Origin of the sequence: Clostridium ganghwense (assembly GCF_026735165.1) — a bacterium.
GTDB lineage: Bacteria > Bacillota > Clostridia > Clostridiales > Clostridiaceae > Clostridium_H > Clostridium_H ganghwense.
This window is the reverse complement of record NZ_JAPQES010000003.1, coordinates 195,144-211,291: the sequence shown is the minus strand read 5'-3', so window position 1 is coordinate 211,291 and position 16,148 is coordinate 195,144. Positions and strand designations below refer to the sequence as shown.

11 protein-coding genes are annotated in these 16,148 nt (G+C 30.8%); 7 read left to right on the top strand and 4 right to left on the bottom strand.

Annotated elements, in window-relative coordinates; translation table 11 throughout:
* Positions 1–188 precede the first annotated feature (188 nt).
* Together OXH55_RS10160 and OXH55_RS10155 are read left to right on the top strand one after the other, a co-directional pair.
* Positions 189–1,028 carry an SLAP domain-containing protein gene (locus OXH55_RS10160; protein ID WP_268049827.1) on the top strand — a complete coding sequence of 280 codons (840 nt, stop codon included), beginning with the start codon at positions 189–191 and terminating at the stop codon, positions 1,026–1,028.
* Positions 1,029–1,099: 71 nt separating this feature from the next.
* Positions 1,100–1,600: a hypothetical protein gene (locus tag OXH55_RS10155; RefSeq protein ID WP_268049826.1), complete on the top strand. Its 501-nt coding sequence runs from the start codon at positions 1,100–1,102 to the stop codon at positions 1,598–1,600.
* A gap of 110 nt (positions 1,601–1,710) precedes the next feature.
* Here the strand turns inward: OXH55_RS10155 and OXH55_RS10150 are convergent, their stop codons facing one another.
* Positions 1,711–3,447, bottom strand: coding sequence for a hypothetical protein (locus tag OXH55_RS10150; protein WP_268049825.1), 1,737 nt, complete (start codon positions 3,445–3,447; stop codon positions 1,711–1,713).
* Between the two features lie 212 nt (positions 3,448–3,659).
* Positions 3,660–4,082, bottom strand: a complete 423-nt coding sequence (locus OXH55_RS10145; protein ID WP_268049824.1) for a hypothetical protein — start codon at positions 4,080–4,082, stop codon at positions 3,660–3,662.
* A 144-nt stretch (positions 4,083–4,226) separates the two neighbouring features.
* On the opposite strand from OXH55_RS10145, the gene OXH55_RS10140 reads away from it, so the two are divergent.
* Positions 4,227–4,616 (top strand): hypothetical protein, encoded by a 390-nt coding sequence (locus OXH55_RS10140; protein ID WP_268049823.1) that lies wholly within the window; start codon positions 4,227–4,229, stop codon positions 4,614–4,616.
* Positions 4,617–4,637: 21 nt separating this feature from the next.
* On the opposite strand, the gene OXH55_RS10135 is transcribed toward OXH55_RS10140, so the two are convergent.
* Positions 4,638–5,297: a TetR/AcrR family transcriptional regulator gene (locus tag OXH55_RS10135; protein ID WP_268049822.1), complete on the bottom strand. Its 660-nt coding sequence runs from the start codon at positions 5,295–5,297 to the stop codon at positions 4,638–4,640.
* 191 nt (positions 5,298–5,488) lie between these two features.
* Between OXH55_RS10135 and OXH55_RS10130 the strand changes: the two genes are divergently transcribed.
* The 4 genes from OXH55_RS10130 to OXH55_RS10115 are packed head-to-tail and all read left to right on the top strand — an operon-like array spanning position 5,489 to position 12,553.
* Positions 5,489–6,784: an efflux RND transporter periplasmic adaptor subunit gene (locus OXH55_RS10130; protein ID WP_268049821.1), complete on the top strand. Its 1,296-nt coding sequence runs from the start codon at positions 5,489–5,491 to the stop codon at positions 6,782–6,784.
* 14 nt (positions 6,785–6,798) lie between these two features.
* The gene (locus tag OXH55_RS10125) at positions 6,799–9,888 is read left to right on the top strand and encodes an efflux RND transporter permease subunit (protein ID WP_268049820.1); all 3,090 of its coding nucleotides are present in this window, start codon (positions 6,799–6,801) and stop codon (positions 9,886–9,888) included.
* Positions 9,889–9,897: 9 nt separating this feature from the next.
* Positions 9,898–11,394 carry a TolC family protein gene (locus OXH55_RS10120; RefSeq protein WP_268049819.1) on the top strand — a complete coding sequence of 499 codons (1,497 nt, stop codon included), beginning with the start codon at positions 9,898–9,900 and terminating at the stop codon, positions 11,392–11,394.
* A 22-nt stretch (positions 11,395–11,416) separates the two neighbouring features.
* Positions 11,417–12,553 carry a TolC family protein gene (locus tag OXH55_RS10115; protein ID WP_268049818.1) on the top strand — a complete coding sequence of 379 codons (1,137 nt, stop codon included), beginning with the start codon at positions 11,417–11,419 and terminating at the stop codon, positions 12,551–12,553.
* 294 nt (positions 12,554–12,847) lie between these two features.
* Here the strand turns inward: OXH55_RS10115 and OXH55_RS10110 are convergent, their stop codons facing one another.
* Positions 12,848–15,850 (bottom strand): Ig-like domain-containing domain, encoded by a 3,003-nt coding sequence (locus tag OXH55_RS10110; RefSeq protein ID WP_268049817.1) that lies wholly within the window; start codon positions 15,848–15,850, stop codon positions 12,848–12,850.
* Between the last annotated feature and the right edge of the window lie 298 nt (positions 15,851–16,148).

The following is a 16,148-nucleotide window of genomic DNA, read 5'->3' as shown; positions in this document are numbered from 1 at the left end:
TCATATCGAAATAACATATCTAAAAGGCTGATGGGTATCTTTATATCCATCGGTCTTTTTATATTGTAAAGTTTTCTAATTATAACTCTATTTATTAAAAATAGTAAATATTATCTATAATATATTTTAATCTGTACCCTTTGATGATATACTATATTTATGAAAATTTTAGAGATATGGAGGTAATTATGAGTAGCAAAAATCAACTAAATAACGAAAAAAAAGATGTTCAATTAGAATTATCACTAGATCAAAAAGCTAGTGAAATAATGTCAAAACTGCAAAAAGAACTAATAAACGATGAGTTAGAAAAATTTCCAGATATAAAAGAGAATGATATAAATATTAGTACTTCTTATATTTTTGACTTAGGTGACAAATTAGAAGCAAGTATTTTTTTTAGAAATGGACTTAAGAAAAAAATTAATTTTGATAAAATTCCTATATCTATAATAGATAGTAATGAAAATGTACTAGCTAGTCAAATTTTTGATTTAAGAGAAATAGGAGATATCCCTCCTTTAAGTGCAAGACCTTGGAAGTTGCTTTTTGATAAAGAAAATGTATTTGCTGAGGAAGTATCAAAGGATAATTGTAAAATTGTTTTTGGAGGAAATATCCAAGCTTTAAAAACTGTTAAGGTAGCATATGAAAATGCTCCAGATAATCTAGCAGTATCACTAAAAAACAAACTTAATGAGTATTTAGAAAATCTTCCTTTATTAAAACGAGGAGATATAAGTTTAAATACATATGATATAAAAATAGAAGTTGACAACAAAATATATATTGCAATTGTAATACGTAATGGTCATAATAAAAAAATTAAAGTCGAAAAGCTTCCATTAACACTTTATGATGCTGATAATAAAATTATTTGGTCTGATATTTTAAATATTGAGTCACTAGAAGTAAGTTCACTAAAGGCTAAGATATTTAATATTGTTGTCAATACTGATAAATTAGATTTAAGTCAATATAATTTAGAAAAATTATCTGTTAAATTTGCAAATAATAAAATTAATTAACTTAATTATTTAATTGAGGTAATTATAATATGTTTGTATGGATAATTTAAGTAACATGGAGGAAAGTTTAAATGAATAAGAAATCGATAAAAAATATAGCAACAAGTTTAGTAATAGCGTCATTAATATCATTAGTTGGGTGTAGTTCAAAATCTAATAGTAGTGTTAAAGATAATGTTAAACCTGTAGAAAAAGTTGAAGCTGTTAATTCTGACAAATCAGCATCAGATAAAAAATCTTCTGATTCTAATAATACTTCTAATAAAAAACAGGATACTCAAAATAAAAATAATACAAGCTCTACTGTGAAAGAGTCAGGTGAAGACAAAGAAAATAAATCTTCAAAAACAGATATTACTGCTAAGGGCACAGTAAGTTATAACTTAATATTAGGTGATATAGTAACTATAACCCTTCCAAAGGGCATAGAAGTTTCAGGAGTTAATGTATCTGGAAATGACTTAAAACCAGATGATTATAATGTTACTGGTAATAAAGTAGTTGTACCTAGTAAAAAAGATACTCCTATAAAGATTAAAACTAATAAAGGCGATGTAATGGTTACTTATTAGCTAGAGACCTTTAAAATAGGTGTAATATTGTAATTCTAGGCATATCAACACTTTCAGCCTAAAATTTATCAATATTATACTTTTTTTATATAGGGGTTATTATTAATTCTTCAATTTATATTCAAAATATAATCTAAATCAATATTTATATTTTTTAATAAGTTTACATCAAGAACTGCACATCTAAAGGTTTTGTATTCATTAATATATCCTGAGAATGTTTTAAAGCTTAGCGGTTTGTTAAAACTCATACAGTATTCCATCTTGCTAAGCTGCTTTTTAAAGCTGCTTAGAGGGAGCACCTCATGCTCTATACAGTGTTCTCTGCAATATTTTAAGAATCTATCGTAGAAGGATATGTAATTTAGTTTTAAAATAGTATTTTTATTTTTATCCTTTACTACTGCATAATCATGTTCTTTATTTATTATTCCGTTTATAGCCATTCTATTTATGGTTTCAAGGGTATAATCTATAACACCCTTACTTCCACAGCTGTCATCTAACAAATCACTTCTAGCATTATCTATTATGGCGTTTTTTATTTCTTTTATGGTATGTCCTACAGATTTTTCAAAATCTAAATCTAGAGTTTTAAAAAGTGCTTTTATAAGTACAATACCTAAAAAAGCATTTACTACAGAGTTTTTAATTCTGCTATTTTTAATAACATCTGCACATATACTGTTTTCTATTTTATTGTAAACTTCCATAAGCTGCTGGCTGTCCATCTTCATTCCTAGGGACAAAAGACTTTTTCCAAGTTTATTTAAAAGAACTTTGTTTTTCTTTAGATGTTTAATATGCTTTTCTCTTTTTTCGCTGTGAAAAGAGGTTGAAAATATAACTCTAAGGCTTCTTTCAATATTGGCAGTTTCAGTAATTCCACCTTCACCAGATATGATTAAAGAGGCTTGTACCTTAAATTCCTTGTTCTTTTTTAGCGTAGATACTCCTTTTATGGTAGTATGCTTGTCGTAGGAGTTTCTCATTATGTTGGATATAGCTGAAAGCTTATTTGCTCCCATTTTACTTGGTTTGTATTCATCTAATATAAGCGGTACAAAATTTGAACTGCTGGCAGATCTATTTAATGCAAAGGGAGTACATTCGCTGGCATTCATAGGATTTTTGCTTATAGACAAAATGGGCATTATTATATTTTCAAGAGTTTCACTTTTGCCGCTGCCGCTCTGTCCTTCTATAATCAGATGGTTGTATTTTATATTGTTTCCACAAAACTTACCTTTTAAGAAAGTATTGCCTATGTAGCCCATTATAGTAGAAGTAATGTTTAGGGTATTAAAGTTGAATAGAGATTTTGCTATACTTTCTAGTTCATCTTTTGAGATTTCAGTGTATCTTAAAATATCTGTAGTAAGTTCTTCATAGCCTCTTATCATAGCTGCTTTTTCATAGAGATTCATATTTTTGTCTACCGTTGCATCTCCTGTTATAAATAATTCTACTCCATCTATTTTATGGAATCCAACAGCTTGTACTCCTTTGATATGTTTATAAGGTTTGCTAGATATTATAGATTTGATATATTGAAGTTGTTCTATATTTCCTGCAAAACAAAGCTTTAGATTATTTAGTGACTTTCTAAAGCTTGCAATATCTGAAAAGGTGTTTAGATTAAAGGTTCTTTCAAATACAGACCCATCCTTGCATATTATTTGTGAAGTAATTTCACTTTCATTTTCTCCTTCCACTACATATAGAGGATTAATTATAAAGTTGGATACTGGAACTATATTTTTCTTTACATATTTGCAGTATGTATTATTATTTTCAAATATATTGCCAAAAGAACTACTTGGCTTTTTTGTTTCATTATTATTCATGGTAAGGTTGTCTCCTTTCGTAAAAAATCTCTTTATTTTTTAAATATGCAGTAGGTTTAAAAAAGTGGACAACTTTTTTTAGTGGGGTATTTCTATAAAGTGTAATGTAGTGAGAAAATCTTTATTAGATGTTAGTTTAACAGGGATTACAATATTACAGTTAAGAAAAAAATAAAGACTAATAGGCATTATCTACCCATTAGTCTTTATCTTTAATCATTTTTAAGAAGCCATTTTCCCGCTTTGTTTTCAACTTTCCACTGCATAGATGATTCAGACTCATCTGTTTTATTTACGTCTTCTAAATAGTATACAGTGGCGAGATTATCATTTTCTGGAATAGCTTTTATATGGGACATAATTTCATCAGGTGAATCTGTCCCATATTTAAATTCATTTTTATCTGGATTTTTTCTAAAGTTATTAAATTCTTCTTCGGTTAAAGCAGTATCAGGGTTAGTGAATATAGCTTTATAATCTGAATATGTACCAGTATTGAAATACAGCACATTTACCAGCTTATCTATAGGCTCTAATACAGTTCCTTTATATTTAGATTTTGGTGCGCAGCCAAATAGGTTTAAAGCAAGTATTGATATAACTACAAATAATATGGATTTTCTTTTATTTTGCATAGTTTTACCTCCTCAAAATCATTGCATAAATTATTATGCTGCATTATTTTAAATAATATGTTAACATGTTTTTCTTAACTAGAATTATTTTTTTCACTATAGTATAATTAAATGCACAATTAAATAATAATGGAGGATATTGAAATGACAAAAAAATCATTAAGAAAAAAAATAACAGCCTTAGTTTCTATATTAGCCCTTTCAGCATCGCTTGCTGCTTGCGGTAAACCAAAGCCAGTTGCACCACCAAAAGATGAAAAGGCAAAGGTGGAAGATAAAGCAATGACTGAAAAGATAACAAAAGAAGATATTGTATCTGGTAGCAAGGTTTATATTAAAGGAAAGACAATAACAGCTACTATGATTATAAAAAAAGGAGTTAAGCAAGAGAATATTACTAAAATAGCTAATCAATATGCTCAGGAACTAAAGAAACAGTATAAGAATTTACAAGAAGAATATAAAGGTATGACTATCAATGTGCAGGCAGTACAAGGTGGTAAGAACGTAGCAAATATATTAATTGAGAAATAATAAAAGCCAGCAGAGCTTATTTTAAGCTTCTGCTGGCTTTAGTCCTGTCTTTAAAACCTCCATCAATTGTGCAAATATATTCTGTAGTTCAGTTTTAGAAGTAGTAACTTCACCTTCCATTATTTCAAGCAGCTCTTTATAGCTAAGTCCCAGTTTAACATTTATGTAGTTTAGCATAGCTTCTGATAAATTCATTATGCACAAAATCACAAAATCAATATCTAAAGATTGTTTTATCTGTCCTTCCCCCTGCCCTTTTGATACTAGATTTGTTATAAAGGTTTTTCCATGTAGAGAGTTTAGGACTTGTGTTTCCTCAATATATTTACTTTCAACAGCAGTTCTTAAAAACTTGCTTATGATTGGAAATGTTAAGTCAAATTTCATATAGTTAAATACGGTACTTTTATAGATTTCAAAAAAATCTCCTGTAGTAGTTGTATCTATATTCTTTTCTAAATAGTCTATTTTTTTATTTAATGCATGTTCAAGCAAAAATAAATATAAATCCTTTTTATTTTCAAAATATCTATAAAAGCTTCCTTTTGCCACACCAATTTCAGTAATTATTTTATTCATAGATGCTGTTTCAAAGTTGTGATCTGAAAATTCTTTTAAGGATATATCAATAATTTCTTTTTGTCTTTCTATAGGTAGATTTAAAAAAGTTTGTTTTGGCAAATAATCCCCTCCCAACAAGCGACCATCTAGTCACTTTAAAGTATAAAACCTTTAGAGAATATTGTCAATATTAACTTATTGTTAAAGTTAATATTATGCTAATTGACAGTATTTTCATGGTGTGATAATATTATTTTATATTGAGCGACAAGGTGGTCGCTACAACTAAATAATTCTTCTGGGGGGATTCTATGAAAAAATTAGTTTCATTTTTGCTTACAGGAGCTATGGTGTTTTCAATGGCTGGATGCAGTAAAAATGCTGAAGCTGGTGAACAAGAAAAAATAATACCTGTAAAGGTTATGGAAGCAAAAGAAGAAAATTACCCTATTTTATTAGAGTATTTAGGTAATACAAATTCAGAAGATATCATAAAATATAGTTTTAAAGTACCAGGAAAAATTGCACAAATATCTGTTAAAGAAGGGGAGTATGTTAAACAAGGACAAGTGATTGCCGTATTGGATAATCAAGATTACAATTTTGCAGTTGATGGAGCAAGAGGACAGATGGAAGCTGCAAAAGGAAAAGTATCTATGGCACAGGCTCAAGCAGATGCTGCAAAGGCACAGTATGATAAAGCTATGAATGGAGCTCAGAAGGAAGACATAAATAATGCTAGATTAGCTGTTAAAAATGCTGAGAACAACTACAATTATGCAAAAGAAAGCCATGGTAGAGCAGAAAAACTGTATAAGGAAGGAATTGTTTCAAAACAACAGCTTGATGACATAAAGATTAAGCTTGATGGTGCTAAGGTTGCTTTAGATAGTTCAAAGGAAGTACTGTCTAAGGCTGAAAATGGAGCTAGAGCTGAGGATAAGGAAAGTGCTCTTGCTGTGTATAATGGAGCAAAGGCTCAATACGAAGCAGCACAATCACAATATGAAGCAGCAACAACTCAATATGAAGCCAAGCAGAGCATGTTGAAGGATACAGTTCTTAAATCAGGAATATCGGGATATGTAGTGAAGGTACTAAATAAAGCTGGTGAAAATACAGCTGCTGGATATCCTGTTGTGGTAATTCGTACAGAAGAGCAGGTTATTGATATACAAATAGCTCAAAATGATATACAAAGAATAACTACAGGTACAAAGGCTAGCATAAAAATTAATGACATAGAAACGGAAGGTGTGGTTACCGAAATAGAGCAGACACCTGATGTTAAAAGCAGAACATATAAGGCAAAGATTAAGATGAATAAGAGAATTCCACAGGATAAATTTTATGTAGGCTCTGTATCAAAGGTTAATATTAAATTAGAAAATAAAAAAGGTATATGGCTGCCGATAACAACAATCTTAAATGATGGGGAAGATTATGTTTATGTAGTAGACAAAGATAGAATTTCAAGAAAGAATATAATCATTAAAAGTATATACGGAGATAAGGTTTTAATAGATGGAGTATCCCTAAGTGACAAGATTGTAACTGAAGGTTTGAAAAATATTAAACCAGGTTATAAAGTAAAAGTTGTTAAATAAGAGGGGATGGAGATATGTCAGGTTTAGTTAAAAGTGCAATTAAACAGCGAAAGATAACTATATTTTTGACTATATTGATATTAATATTTGGATTTAAGATTTATGGAATAATACCTAAGCAGGAAAATCCCGATGCTTCTGTTGGAATAGCAAGGGTGTTAACTATATACCCAGGAGGAACTCCAGATGATGTAAAGAATTTAGTTACTAAGAAGTTAGAAGATGCAGCTTCAGAAATAGATGGTTTTGACTATGTGGAATCTTATTCTAAAAATAGTGTTTCTGTTTTAATTGTGTATTTAAAAGATGATGCCGATCAGGATAAATCTTGGAGAGAATTAAGACAGAACGTAGAAGATAAAAAAGCAGAGATTCCAAAAGAGTGCTTTGCTAGTGAAATTAATACTGATTTAGTTTCAACAGCAGGAATGATAATAAGCTTGTCAGGAGATAATTATTCTTACGATCAGTTAGATTCCTATGCAGAAGAAATTAAAGGAAAACTAAGTAAAATAGATGGAGTTACGCGATTTGATGTAGATGGTAAGCTTAATAAGGAAGTTAAGATAGACATAGACATTGAAAGGTTAAATAACTACCCTATTTCTGTAGAAGATGTGACAAAGGCTCTTCAAGCTCAAAATATAAAAATACCACCAGGAGCTATAGAAAATGAAAGCTCAAAAATAGATGTAATTACAAGCAATGGTTTTGAATCTGTAAAGGATATTGAAAATGTAATTGTATATATTTCAGAGGATACAGGAGCTGTTGTAAGACTTAAGGATATTGCAAAGATTCATATGGCATATGAAGATGATGCTTCCAAATATAAGCAGGACGGTAAAAATGCTATTTTGCTTACAGGACATTTTGAAGAAAACAAAAACATTGTATTAATAGGTAAAGATGTTAGAATAGAATTAGATAAAATAAAAAAATCTTTACCAAGTGATTTGAATTTCTACGAGGTACTGTACCAGCCAACAGATGTAGATAACGCAGTTTCAGATTTTATGGCTAATTTGGTAGAAGGTATCATATTAGTTGTTGTTGTAATATTTGCAGGAGTTGGAATAAGAAATTCTATAGTTGTGTCCACTGCTCTTCCTATATCAATATTAATCAGTTTTGTTATCATGGAAGTTTTGGGGATAAAAATACACCAGATTTCAACTATGGCTCTTATTATTGCACTGGGTATTCTGGTGGATAATGCTATTGTAATAAGTGACGTAGTGCAGGTTAAGGTTGATGAAGGAATAGACAGCATGAAAGCTGCCTTTGATGGAGCAAAGGAATCAGCTGTACCTATATTTACATCTACATTGACAACTGTTGCTTCTTTCGCACCGCTACTTACAATACCAGGTATACCAGGAAAATATGTAGAATGTATTCCTAAAGTTGTTATTATTTCTTTAATTGCATCTTATATATGTGCTATGCTTATAACTCCACCTTTAGCTTCTTTATTCTTCAAGAAAACTAAAGATAAGAAAAAAGGTAGAGGTATAACAAAAGTTCGTAGTGTTTTTGAGAAGTTATTAGACTTTGGACTTAAAAGGAGAAGAACTACAATTGCAATTGCTGTTGTACTTTTAGGGTTAACAGCTTTATTAGCTACAACATTAGGACTTGAGTTTTTCCCTTATGCCAATAAGAACATGATGTATATAAACACAACTATAGAAAAGAAAGGTGATTTAAAAGCAACAGAAAAGGTTTCAGCAGATGTTGAGAAGGTTTTAAAAGCTCAACCTGAAATTAAAAACTACACCACAGGAATAGGAGATGGAGTACCTAAATTCTGGGTTGCTATGCCAACTGCAGTGCCTTCTAATGATTTTTCACAGACTAAAATTGATTTTGATTTGAAAAAAGGTGAAAGATTTGAAAGTAATGAGGAGTTTGCAAATTATCTTCAAGAACAGCTTGATACCAAGATTGTAGGTGCTAAGTCAACAGTTTATCCCCTTCAGTATGCAATGCCTAAGGAAGCTCCTATTGGAATGAGGGTTTTAGGCGAGGATATGGAGAAAATATATTCAGCATCTGAAAAACTTCAGGCAATGGCTAGAGAAATTGAAGGTACATGTAAGATTCGTGATGATGCAGCAGAGAGAACATATCAATACAAAGTGGATATAGACTCAGATTTGGCATCAGAGCTTGGAATTATGAAGTATGATATTGAAAGACAGATAAATATTGCTTTAAGAGGTACAGAAGCCTCTGTATACAGGAAGAATGGTAAAGAATTTAGTATTATTGTAAGCAGTAATATTGACACTAAAGAAAAGCTGGAGAACTTAGGAATAAAATCTACTCTTGCAGGTCATAAGGTTCTTTTAAAGGAAATTGCAGCAATTAAACTACGCCCTCAAATTGACACCATAAAAAGATACAATAAAGAAAACTGCGTTAATGTATATGTTGGTGTTAAACCAGGCGGCAATGCTGTAGATATTCAGAACATTATAGAAGAAAAATTAAAAACTATGGACTTACCTGGAATTAGAATAGAGTTCCATGGTGAAAAAGAAGATATAGTAAAATACTTCGGTAAATTAGGAGTGTCAGCAGGAGTTGCGATTTTCTTTATTTATATAATATTGCTTATACAATTTAATTCATTTATGCAACCATTTATTATTTTCTTAACAATACCATTGTCTTTTATAGGTGCAATTGTAGGATTATTTATATTTAAACAACCACTATCCCTAATGGCTCTTATGGGAATTGTAAGTTTGGTTGGAATAGTTGTAAAAAATGCTATATTGCTAATTGAATATATCAATAAGGCAAGAGATGAAGGTTTTTCACTGGAGGATGCTTGTAAAGATGCAATGAGTAAGAGATTTAGCCCTATTATATTAAGTGCTTTTACAACAGTTATGGGTCTTGCACCTATAGTGGCATCTAAGAATCCTATGTTTGTTCCTATGGCAGTTGCATTGATGTGTGGATTGATTGTATCTACATTGTTAACACTGGTTGTTATACCTGTCTTATATCATTTAATTGAAAGTCGTTCTGCGCAGTTAAAAAACAAAGTAAAGCAGGTTAAAATGAATAATGGAAATACTTTGAAGGGATGAGAAAAAGCTATGAAAAAAAAATCTATATTTAAGATGTTATCATTAGGCTTTGCATCCATCTTTGTAGGAGGTGCAGTGCTTTCAGTAAGTGCTGCACCTTCAAAGGGTGTGCTGAGTCTAACGAAGGAACAAGCTGTCCAGCTGTCAATAAAAAACAGTAATAATATGAAAAGGCTTGATACTGGAATGGATACGCTGGATAGAAAATTTAAAAAGTATAAGAAGTTAAGCCAAGAAGCTGAAGAAGCTATGGATGGATTTGAGGATTACAAAGATGCTTATAAAAAGATTAATAGTGATGAGTTTAAAGAACAAAGCAAGAAATTAGTAGATGCTGTTGAAGGTTACAACGAAGCTGAGAAAACACTTAAGGAATTACAAGAAAAATTAGCAAGCCTTCCTGAAGGTACACCAGAAGAGGTTATTGCACAAATAAAAGCAGGAATTGCTCAGGCACAGGGTGTTATGAAGTATATAGAGAATGAAATTAAACCAGCTACCATAGATGATATGAGAGAAAAATATGCTGAAATGGAAACTCAACTTGCAGAATTTAATGCTGCTAAAGCAAAACTTATTGCTACTGGTCTTGCTGATAAGGATACTGGAAAGCCAAAAAATTTAACAGCAAAAGAAGAATATAATTTCTTTATTATGCCTAAGGATATAGGTTGGTATACTGTTCAATGCATGATTGAAAAGACAGTTAAGAAGAAAGAAGTAGCTAATGTTATGGCTGATGTTATGATAAAAGAAGCTTATGATAATCTTCTTTATGCTCAGGAAGGTTATAAGCTAAAAAAACAATTATACGACAGAATGCTTAAAGGATATAATGATTTAGTTAAGACTTGTGAAGTTGGTCAAGCTTCTGAGCTTCAAAAGAATTTGACTAAAATTGAACTTGATAAAACAAAATTGGAGTTAGATAAGTTATCAAGAGATATAGAAAATGGTGAAATTCAATTTAAAAATGCTTTGGGTGTAAATTTATCACGTGAAATACAACTTATAGATACTTTAAATATGGACGTGAAAGCCCCTCTAAGCTACGAAAAATACTTAAGTAGTGCCTTGGGTACTAGAAGCGAAATATTTGACGCTGACGTGGATTTGAAAGAAAAGAAAAGAACTATGGATATTCTAAAAGATTATTTTGATGATGAAGACTATGAATATATGAATGCTCAAAAGGCATTGGATGAAGCACAGTTGGCACTAGATGAAGCTAAAAAGGATGTAGAAGAGAATATGCAAAATGCTTATTTGAACGTTATTCATAAAAAAGGACAAATAGATTTAGCTTCTAAAAACCTAGAGAAGGCAAAGCAGCAGCTTGATTCTGCTTTAAAAGCTTATAAGCTTGGAACCAAACCTGTATCATTAACTTGGGATGCAGAGCTTGGATTAAACAAAGCAAAAATGGATTACAACACTGCTGTAAGAAACTACAATATAGCATTATATAAACTTGAAAAAGCTAGTAAAATAGGACCAGCATATTAGAGGAAGGGAGTTATAAATTAAGATGAATAAGAAAATAAAAGTATTAACTGCAGCAATTGCTTTAGTTGGAATTTTAAGCGTGGGGGCTAAATCTGCATGGGGAGCCGCTGATAAAAATTCACAGATTGATATAAATGATATAATCAGACTTACTACATCTAATAATTCAGAGTTAAGTGTTTTTAAACAGAAAATAGAAGTAAGAGATAAATGGTATCATGATGCTTTGGAGGAAAAGAGCAAGGAATCAAATTATCAAAAGGATATGAGGAAATATATTAATCCTTTTAGAAGACAGGAAGAAATCAAAAATCTTGAGTGGCAGAAAGATCAGAAACAAGATGAAGTTGTACTGTCTACAACTAAAGCTTATTATGATATAATGCTTCAAAATCAGATGATAGAACTTCAAGAGAAAAAAATAGAAAGATTGAAAAAGCTTTTAGAATACAAGAAAGAAAAGATTAAGATTGGAACAGAGGCAGCTACTTCGTTGATTGATGATGAGACAAACTTGAAGGATGCGGAGATGAAACTACAGCAGCTTAAAAACTCTGAGGAAAGCCTTAGAATGGAGCTGAACATGAAAATAGGTAATCCTGTAGATAAAAAGCTTAATTTAAAGAAGGCAGAGATTCCTTATAAACCTTATGAGGTTAAAAATTTAGAAGCTGTTATTGAAAAGATGTTAACAAAATCTCACACTATAACTTCTATGATAGAAGAACAAAAGATAGATATTAAAGAAAAAGATATTTTAGAGGATTATGAGAATGCAACCAATGCTAGTGAATTAGAAAGAGCTGCAAATCCAAGTGGTGATTATAAGGCAAGAATAGAGGATTTAGAAGATCAATTAATAGAATTAAAATATAAAATGGATGATGAGAAGAAAAGCATAGAAGCAAAGATTAGAATGGATTACAACAGTATATTGAATGCAAAAGATGATGTTCAAGTTAAGAAGCTAGATTATGAAAAAGCACAAACTTTATTAAAGACTGAGAAAGCTAAATTTGATGCAGGCAGAAGTACAAAGATACAGTGTGATGCAGCAGAAGAAAGTGTTTTAATGGCTTCATGTGAATATAACAGAGCAAAGCTAAACTATTATGTAGCAGTAGAAAAATTCAAGAATTATAATAAAAGAGCTTTATAATAAAAAACCACCAGCTAAGCTGGTGGTTTTCTTTATATAAGTAAAAAGACTAACAGGCAAATGCCTGTTAGTCTTTTTTAGAATTGAAATTTATAAGAACTTTTTTGGGGGGACCTGCAGTATATAATGCAGTGTATTTATTATTTGTGTTTTTTAGATATGATTTATTTTGAATTGTTTCCGTTCTTTATAAATCTTTTATTTTAATCCGTTCTTTTGAAATTGAGAAGGATAGCTAAGCTATCCTTCTCAGAATGTTGCTTGTCTTTTTGTTTATACTACGATTGCTACTTATTAAGCACCAACAGTAACGTCAACAGTTCCTACTTTAATTACTTCTCCAGCTGTATTTAATACTTTAACTGTTACTGTAGCAGTACCTGCCGCTTTTCCAGTTACATCTAATCCAGTTGCAGCATTAATTGTTAATACATTTGTGTCACCACTTGTTACTTCTAATGTTTCACCAGCTCCAGCTGTTACGCCTGTGATAGCTCCAGCTGTTACAGCACCTGCTCCACCATTAGCAGCATCCATTTTAAGACCTGTTGGAGCTGTTAATCCTGTTAAAGCTACAACCTTAGAAGCTTCAAATGTAGTTACTGCAGTATTTAAGTCAGTTGTTGCTTGAGTAAGTTGTGCAGTTGTTGCTGCTGCGTTATTATATACAGCTTGTGCAGCAGTAATTGCAGTTTGTAATGTAGCTTTTGAACCTACTATAGTATTTCCAACTACAGCACCTTCTGTTGCAACGTCATGAGCTTGTTGTGCAGCTGTTATTTTAGCATTTAATGCTGTTTTAGCTGCTTCTTTAGCTGCTATAGCATCTATAGCATCTGTATCTACGATTTCTATTTCAGCATCAACTACAGCTTTGTTAGCTTCTGCAGCTGTATCAAATAATTCATTAGAACCTGTTGAAATTCCTAATCCAACAAAGTCTGCTGCTGCAGTGTATCCATCTCCACTTGCATCAAGTGTTAATACTACTGTCTTAGCATCTCCATCTTTAAGTGCAGCTGCTGTTACATCTACATCATCATCATCAGTTTTGAATACATATTTGTTGATGTTAGCATTAGTTAATTCTTCTTGGAATGTTAATTCTACAGAAGCTGTTTTATCAGCTGAATTGTAATTAACTACTTTTACTGCATCTTCATAATCATCTCTATCATCTAATGCTACGTCAAATTTAACTGTTGCTGTTGCATCTCCACCACTTGTTTCAGCTAATTTAGCTAAAACAGGAACTATTTCATCTTTAAGGTTCCATGTTTGGCTTGCAGCTAATGTATCTCCATAGCTATTTTCTGATTCAGGGCTTGCAATAGTTTTAACAACGAATTGCTTATCACCTGCGTAAGTTCCGTCATATTGTAATTGATCTGCTTCTTTTAAAGTATAAGTTACAGTTGTTTTACCGTTTTCTTTATCAACTCTTGTAGAAGATGGTGTTACTTGTGTAAATGTACCAGCGTCCATGTAACCAATTTGAACATCATCTTTTTCAAAGCTAAGTTCATCATCAAATATTACTTTTACAGTTTCTGTATCTACTGCTATTGGAGCATCATTATCTGAATCTAATCCAATATTTGTAGCTTTTGGATTAACTGTTACATTTGATATTATTTCACTTCTGTTTTCATTAATATCGTCTACTTTATTTATTGTTACAGTAACAGTTGCACCTGTGAAATCAAATCTATCATCTAAATCTTCATCATTTCCTGGAAGTTTAATTTCTGCTTTATGAGCATCTTCTACTGATTTTATGCTAGCATCATCATAATCAGCTAAGTTAAGTGTGTAAGTTTGTCCGCCTTTAACTACTTTTAAATCATAGTTATCAAGGTTGTTGATAGCATATCTGCTTCCATCAGCTAACATTTTTGTATCAAAGTCAATAACTACTTTTTGGCTGCTCTTACCTTGATCATAGTATCTTGCTGTTACACTTGTAACTGCTTCAGTTTCTTTAGCTGTAAATTCTTTAGTAACATCAGATATTTTGTTTCCAGCTTTATCTTCAACATCTTCAATAGCTACTTTATATTTTTCGCTATCGTCTAAATCTTTTGATAAAGTTAATGTAACTTCTTCTTCATCTGTTAATTTAGCATCAGATACTCTTACAGTTTTTCCATCTTTATCTGTAACAGTGTAATTTGATTCTTTTTCAGCTGATTCTTTATCTAATTCTTCTGTGAAAGTTATAACTACTTTTCTATTAGAATCATCATCTTGTTTAAGTTCTTTTATTTCTGGTTTAGTTGAGTCTTTAGTTATAGTAACTTTTTGATTTAAGTCATTGTTAGTTTTGTTCCATAGATCTTCTAATGCATCAGAATCTACGAATATATATGCTGTTTCTGGTAATAAGTCATCAGAAGCAAAGTGTAAAGTAACTTTATTTCCATCTATTTCAACAGCTTCTACTTCATTTTTGCTTGTAGTGTGGTAGAACTTACCAAATACATCATTATCGTCTGCTAAGTCTTTGTATCCAGCATATTGATCTTTAACTGAAGTTTTAACTAATTTAGTTTCATCTTCATAATCGTGGAATTTAACATCTTTGTTAAATACTAAAGTTATTTCACTGTCTTTAGCTTTTTCATAACCAACTACAGCTACGTCATCTTTATTGATATCTACAGTTACATCATGTGAACTCTTCTTTAATGAATATCCAGCATAGTCTTCTGCTTCTGATTTAACTTCAACTGTTAATTTTTCTCCATCTTTTAAGTCACTGTAAAGAACGATGTTTAATTCTTTACCATTGTTGATAGCTTCAACTTTTTCTATTGAATAGTCCCCATCATTAACTTCAAAAGCATTTTCTAAGTCTTTGTATAAATCCGCTCCTGCTCTTGCTTTAGAAACTACTGGTTCTGATAATTTTACTTTTATTGTTCTGATACCAGCAACTTCAGCTGATTCAACTTCTGGAATATCAAAGTCTGAAACTTTGAATTCTTTTTTAGTTTCTTCGCCTGTAATATCTTTGTTTAAAACTAATTCAAAATCAGCTTGGTTTTGGTAGTCGTCGTCTCCATCCCCGATTTTAGAGAAGTCAACTGTTAAGATAGCTTCTTTTGATCCTTCTTCTACATCAACAGCTTTAAATGCATCTTCTATTTCGTTACCTTTAGAGTTGTTTAAAGTATAGTTATCTAAATCTGTTGCTTCGTCTTTAGTATCTCCTGTTAATGTGTTACTGAATGTTACTTTAACTTGTGCGGCGTTAATAGCACTTATATTTCCAAAAAAAATTGAATTATTTTCCAAGGGGAGAATGGCTATATGGCTTGTCCACGGAGGTGTGGGAAAATTCTACAAGTGTAAAACATTTATTATAATAATAGTGCAATTTATAATATTAGTAAAAAAAACATTAATAATTTAATATTATAAAAATATTGTTTACAATAAATAATATTATAAAAATAAAGTAAACCCATAATAAGTAATAAATAAATAAAAATAGAATTTATAAATCAAATTCAGCTTTTCCTTTTATTATATTTCCTATATTGGTATAATATAAGTGTGAATTTTAGTAGTATATTTGGAATACATAACACTA

Coding starts and splice junctions, on each gene's coding strand:
- OXH55_RS10160 (WP_268049827.1), top strand. CDS start 189: ATGAGTAGCAAAAATCAACTAAATAACGAAAAAAAAGATGTTCAATTA.
- OXH55_RS10155 (WP_268049826.1), top strand. CDS start 1,100: ATGAATAAGAAATCGATAAAAAATATAGCAACAAGTTTAGTAATAGCG.
- OXH55_RS10150 (WP_268049825.1), bottom strand. CDS start 3,447: ATGAATAATAATGAAACAAAAAAGCCAAGTAGTTCTTTTGGCAATATA.
- OXH55_RS10145 (WP_268049824.1), bottom strand. CDS start 4,082: ATGCAAAATAAAAGAAAATCCATATTATTTGTAGTTATATCAATACTT.
- OXH55_RS10140 (WP_268049823.1), top strand. CDS start 4,227: ATGACAAAAAAATCATTAAGAAAAAAAATAACAGCCTTAGTTTCTATA.
- OXH55_RS10130 (WP_268049821.1), top strand. CDS start 5,489: ATGAAAAAATTAGTTTCATTTTTGCTTACAGGAGCTATGGTGTTTTCA.
- OXH55_RS10125 (WP_268049820.1), top strand. CDS start 6,799: ATGTCAGGTTTAGTTAAAAGTGCAATTAAACAGCGAAAGATAACTATA.
- OXH55_RS10120 (WP_268049819.1), top strand. CDS start 9,898: ATGAAAAAAAAATCTATATTTAAGATGTTATCATTAGGCTTTGCATCC.
- OXH55_RS10115 (WP_268049818.1), top strand. CDS start 11,417: ATGAATAAGAAAATAAAAGTATTAACTGCAGCAATTGCTTTAGTTGGA.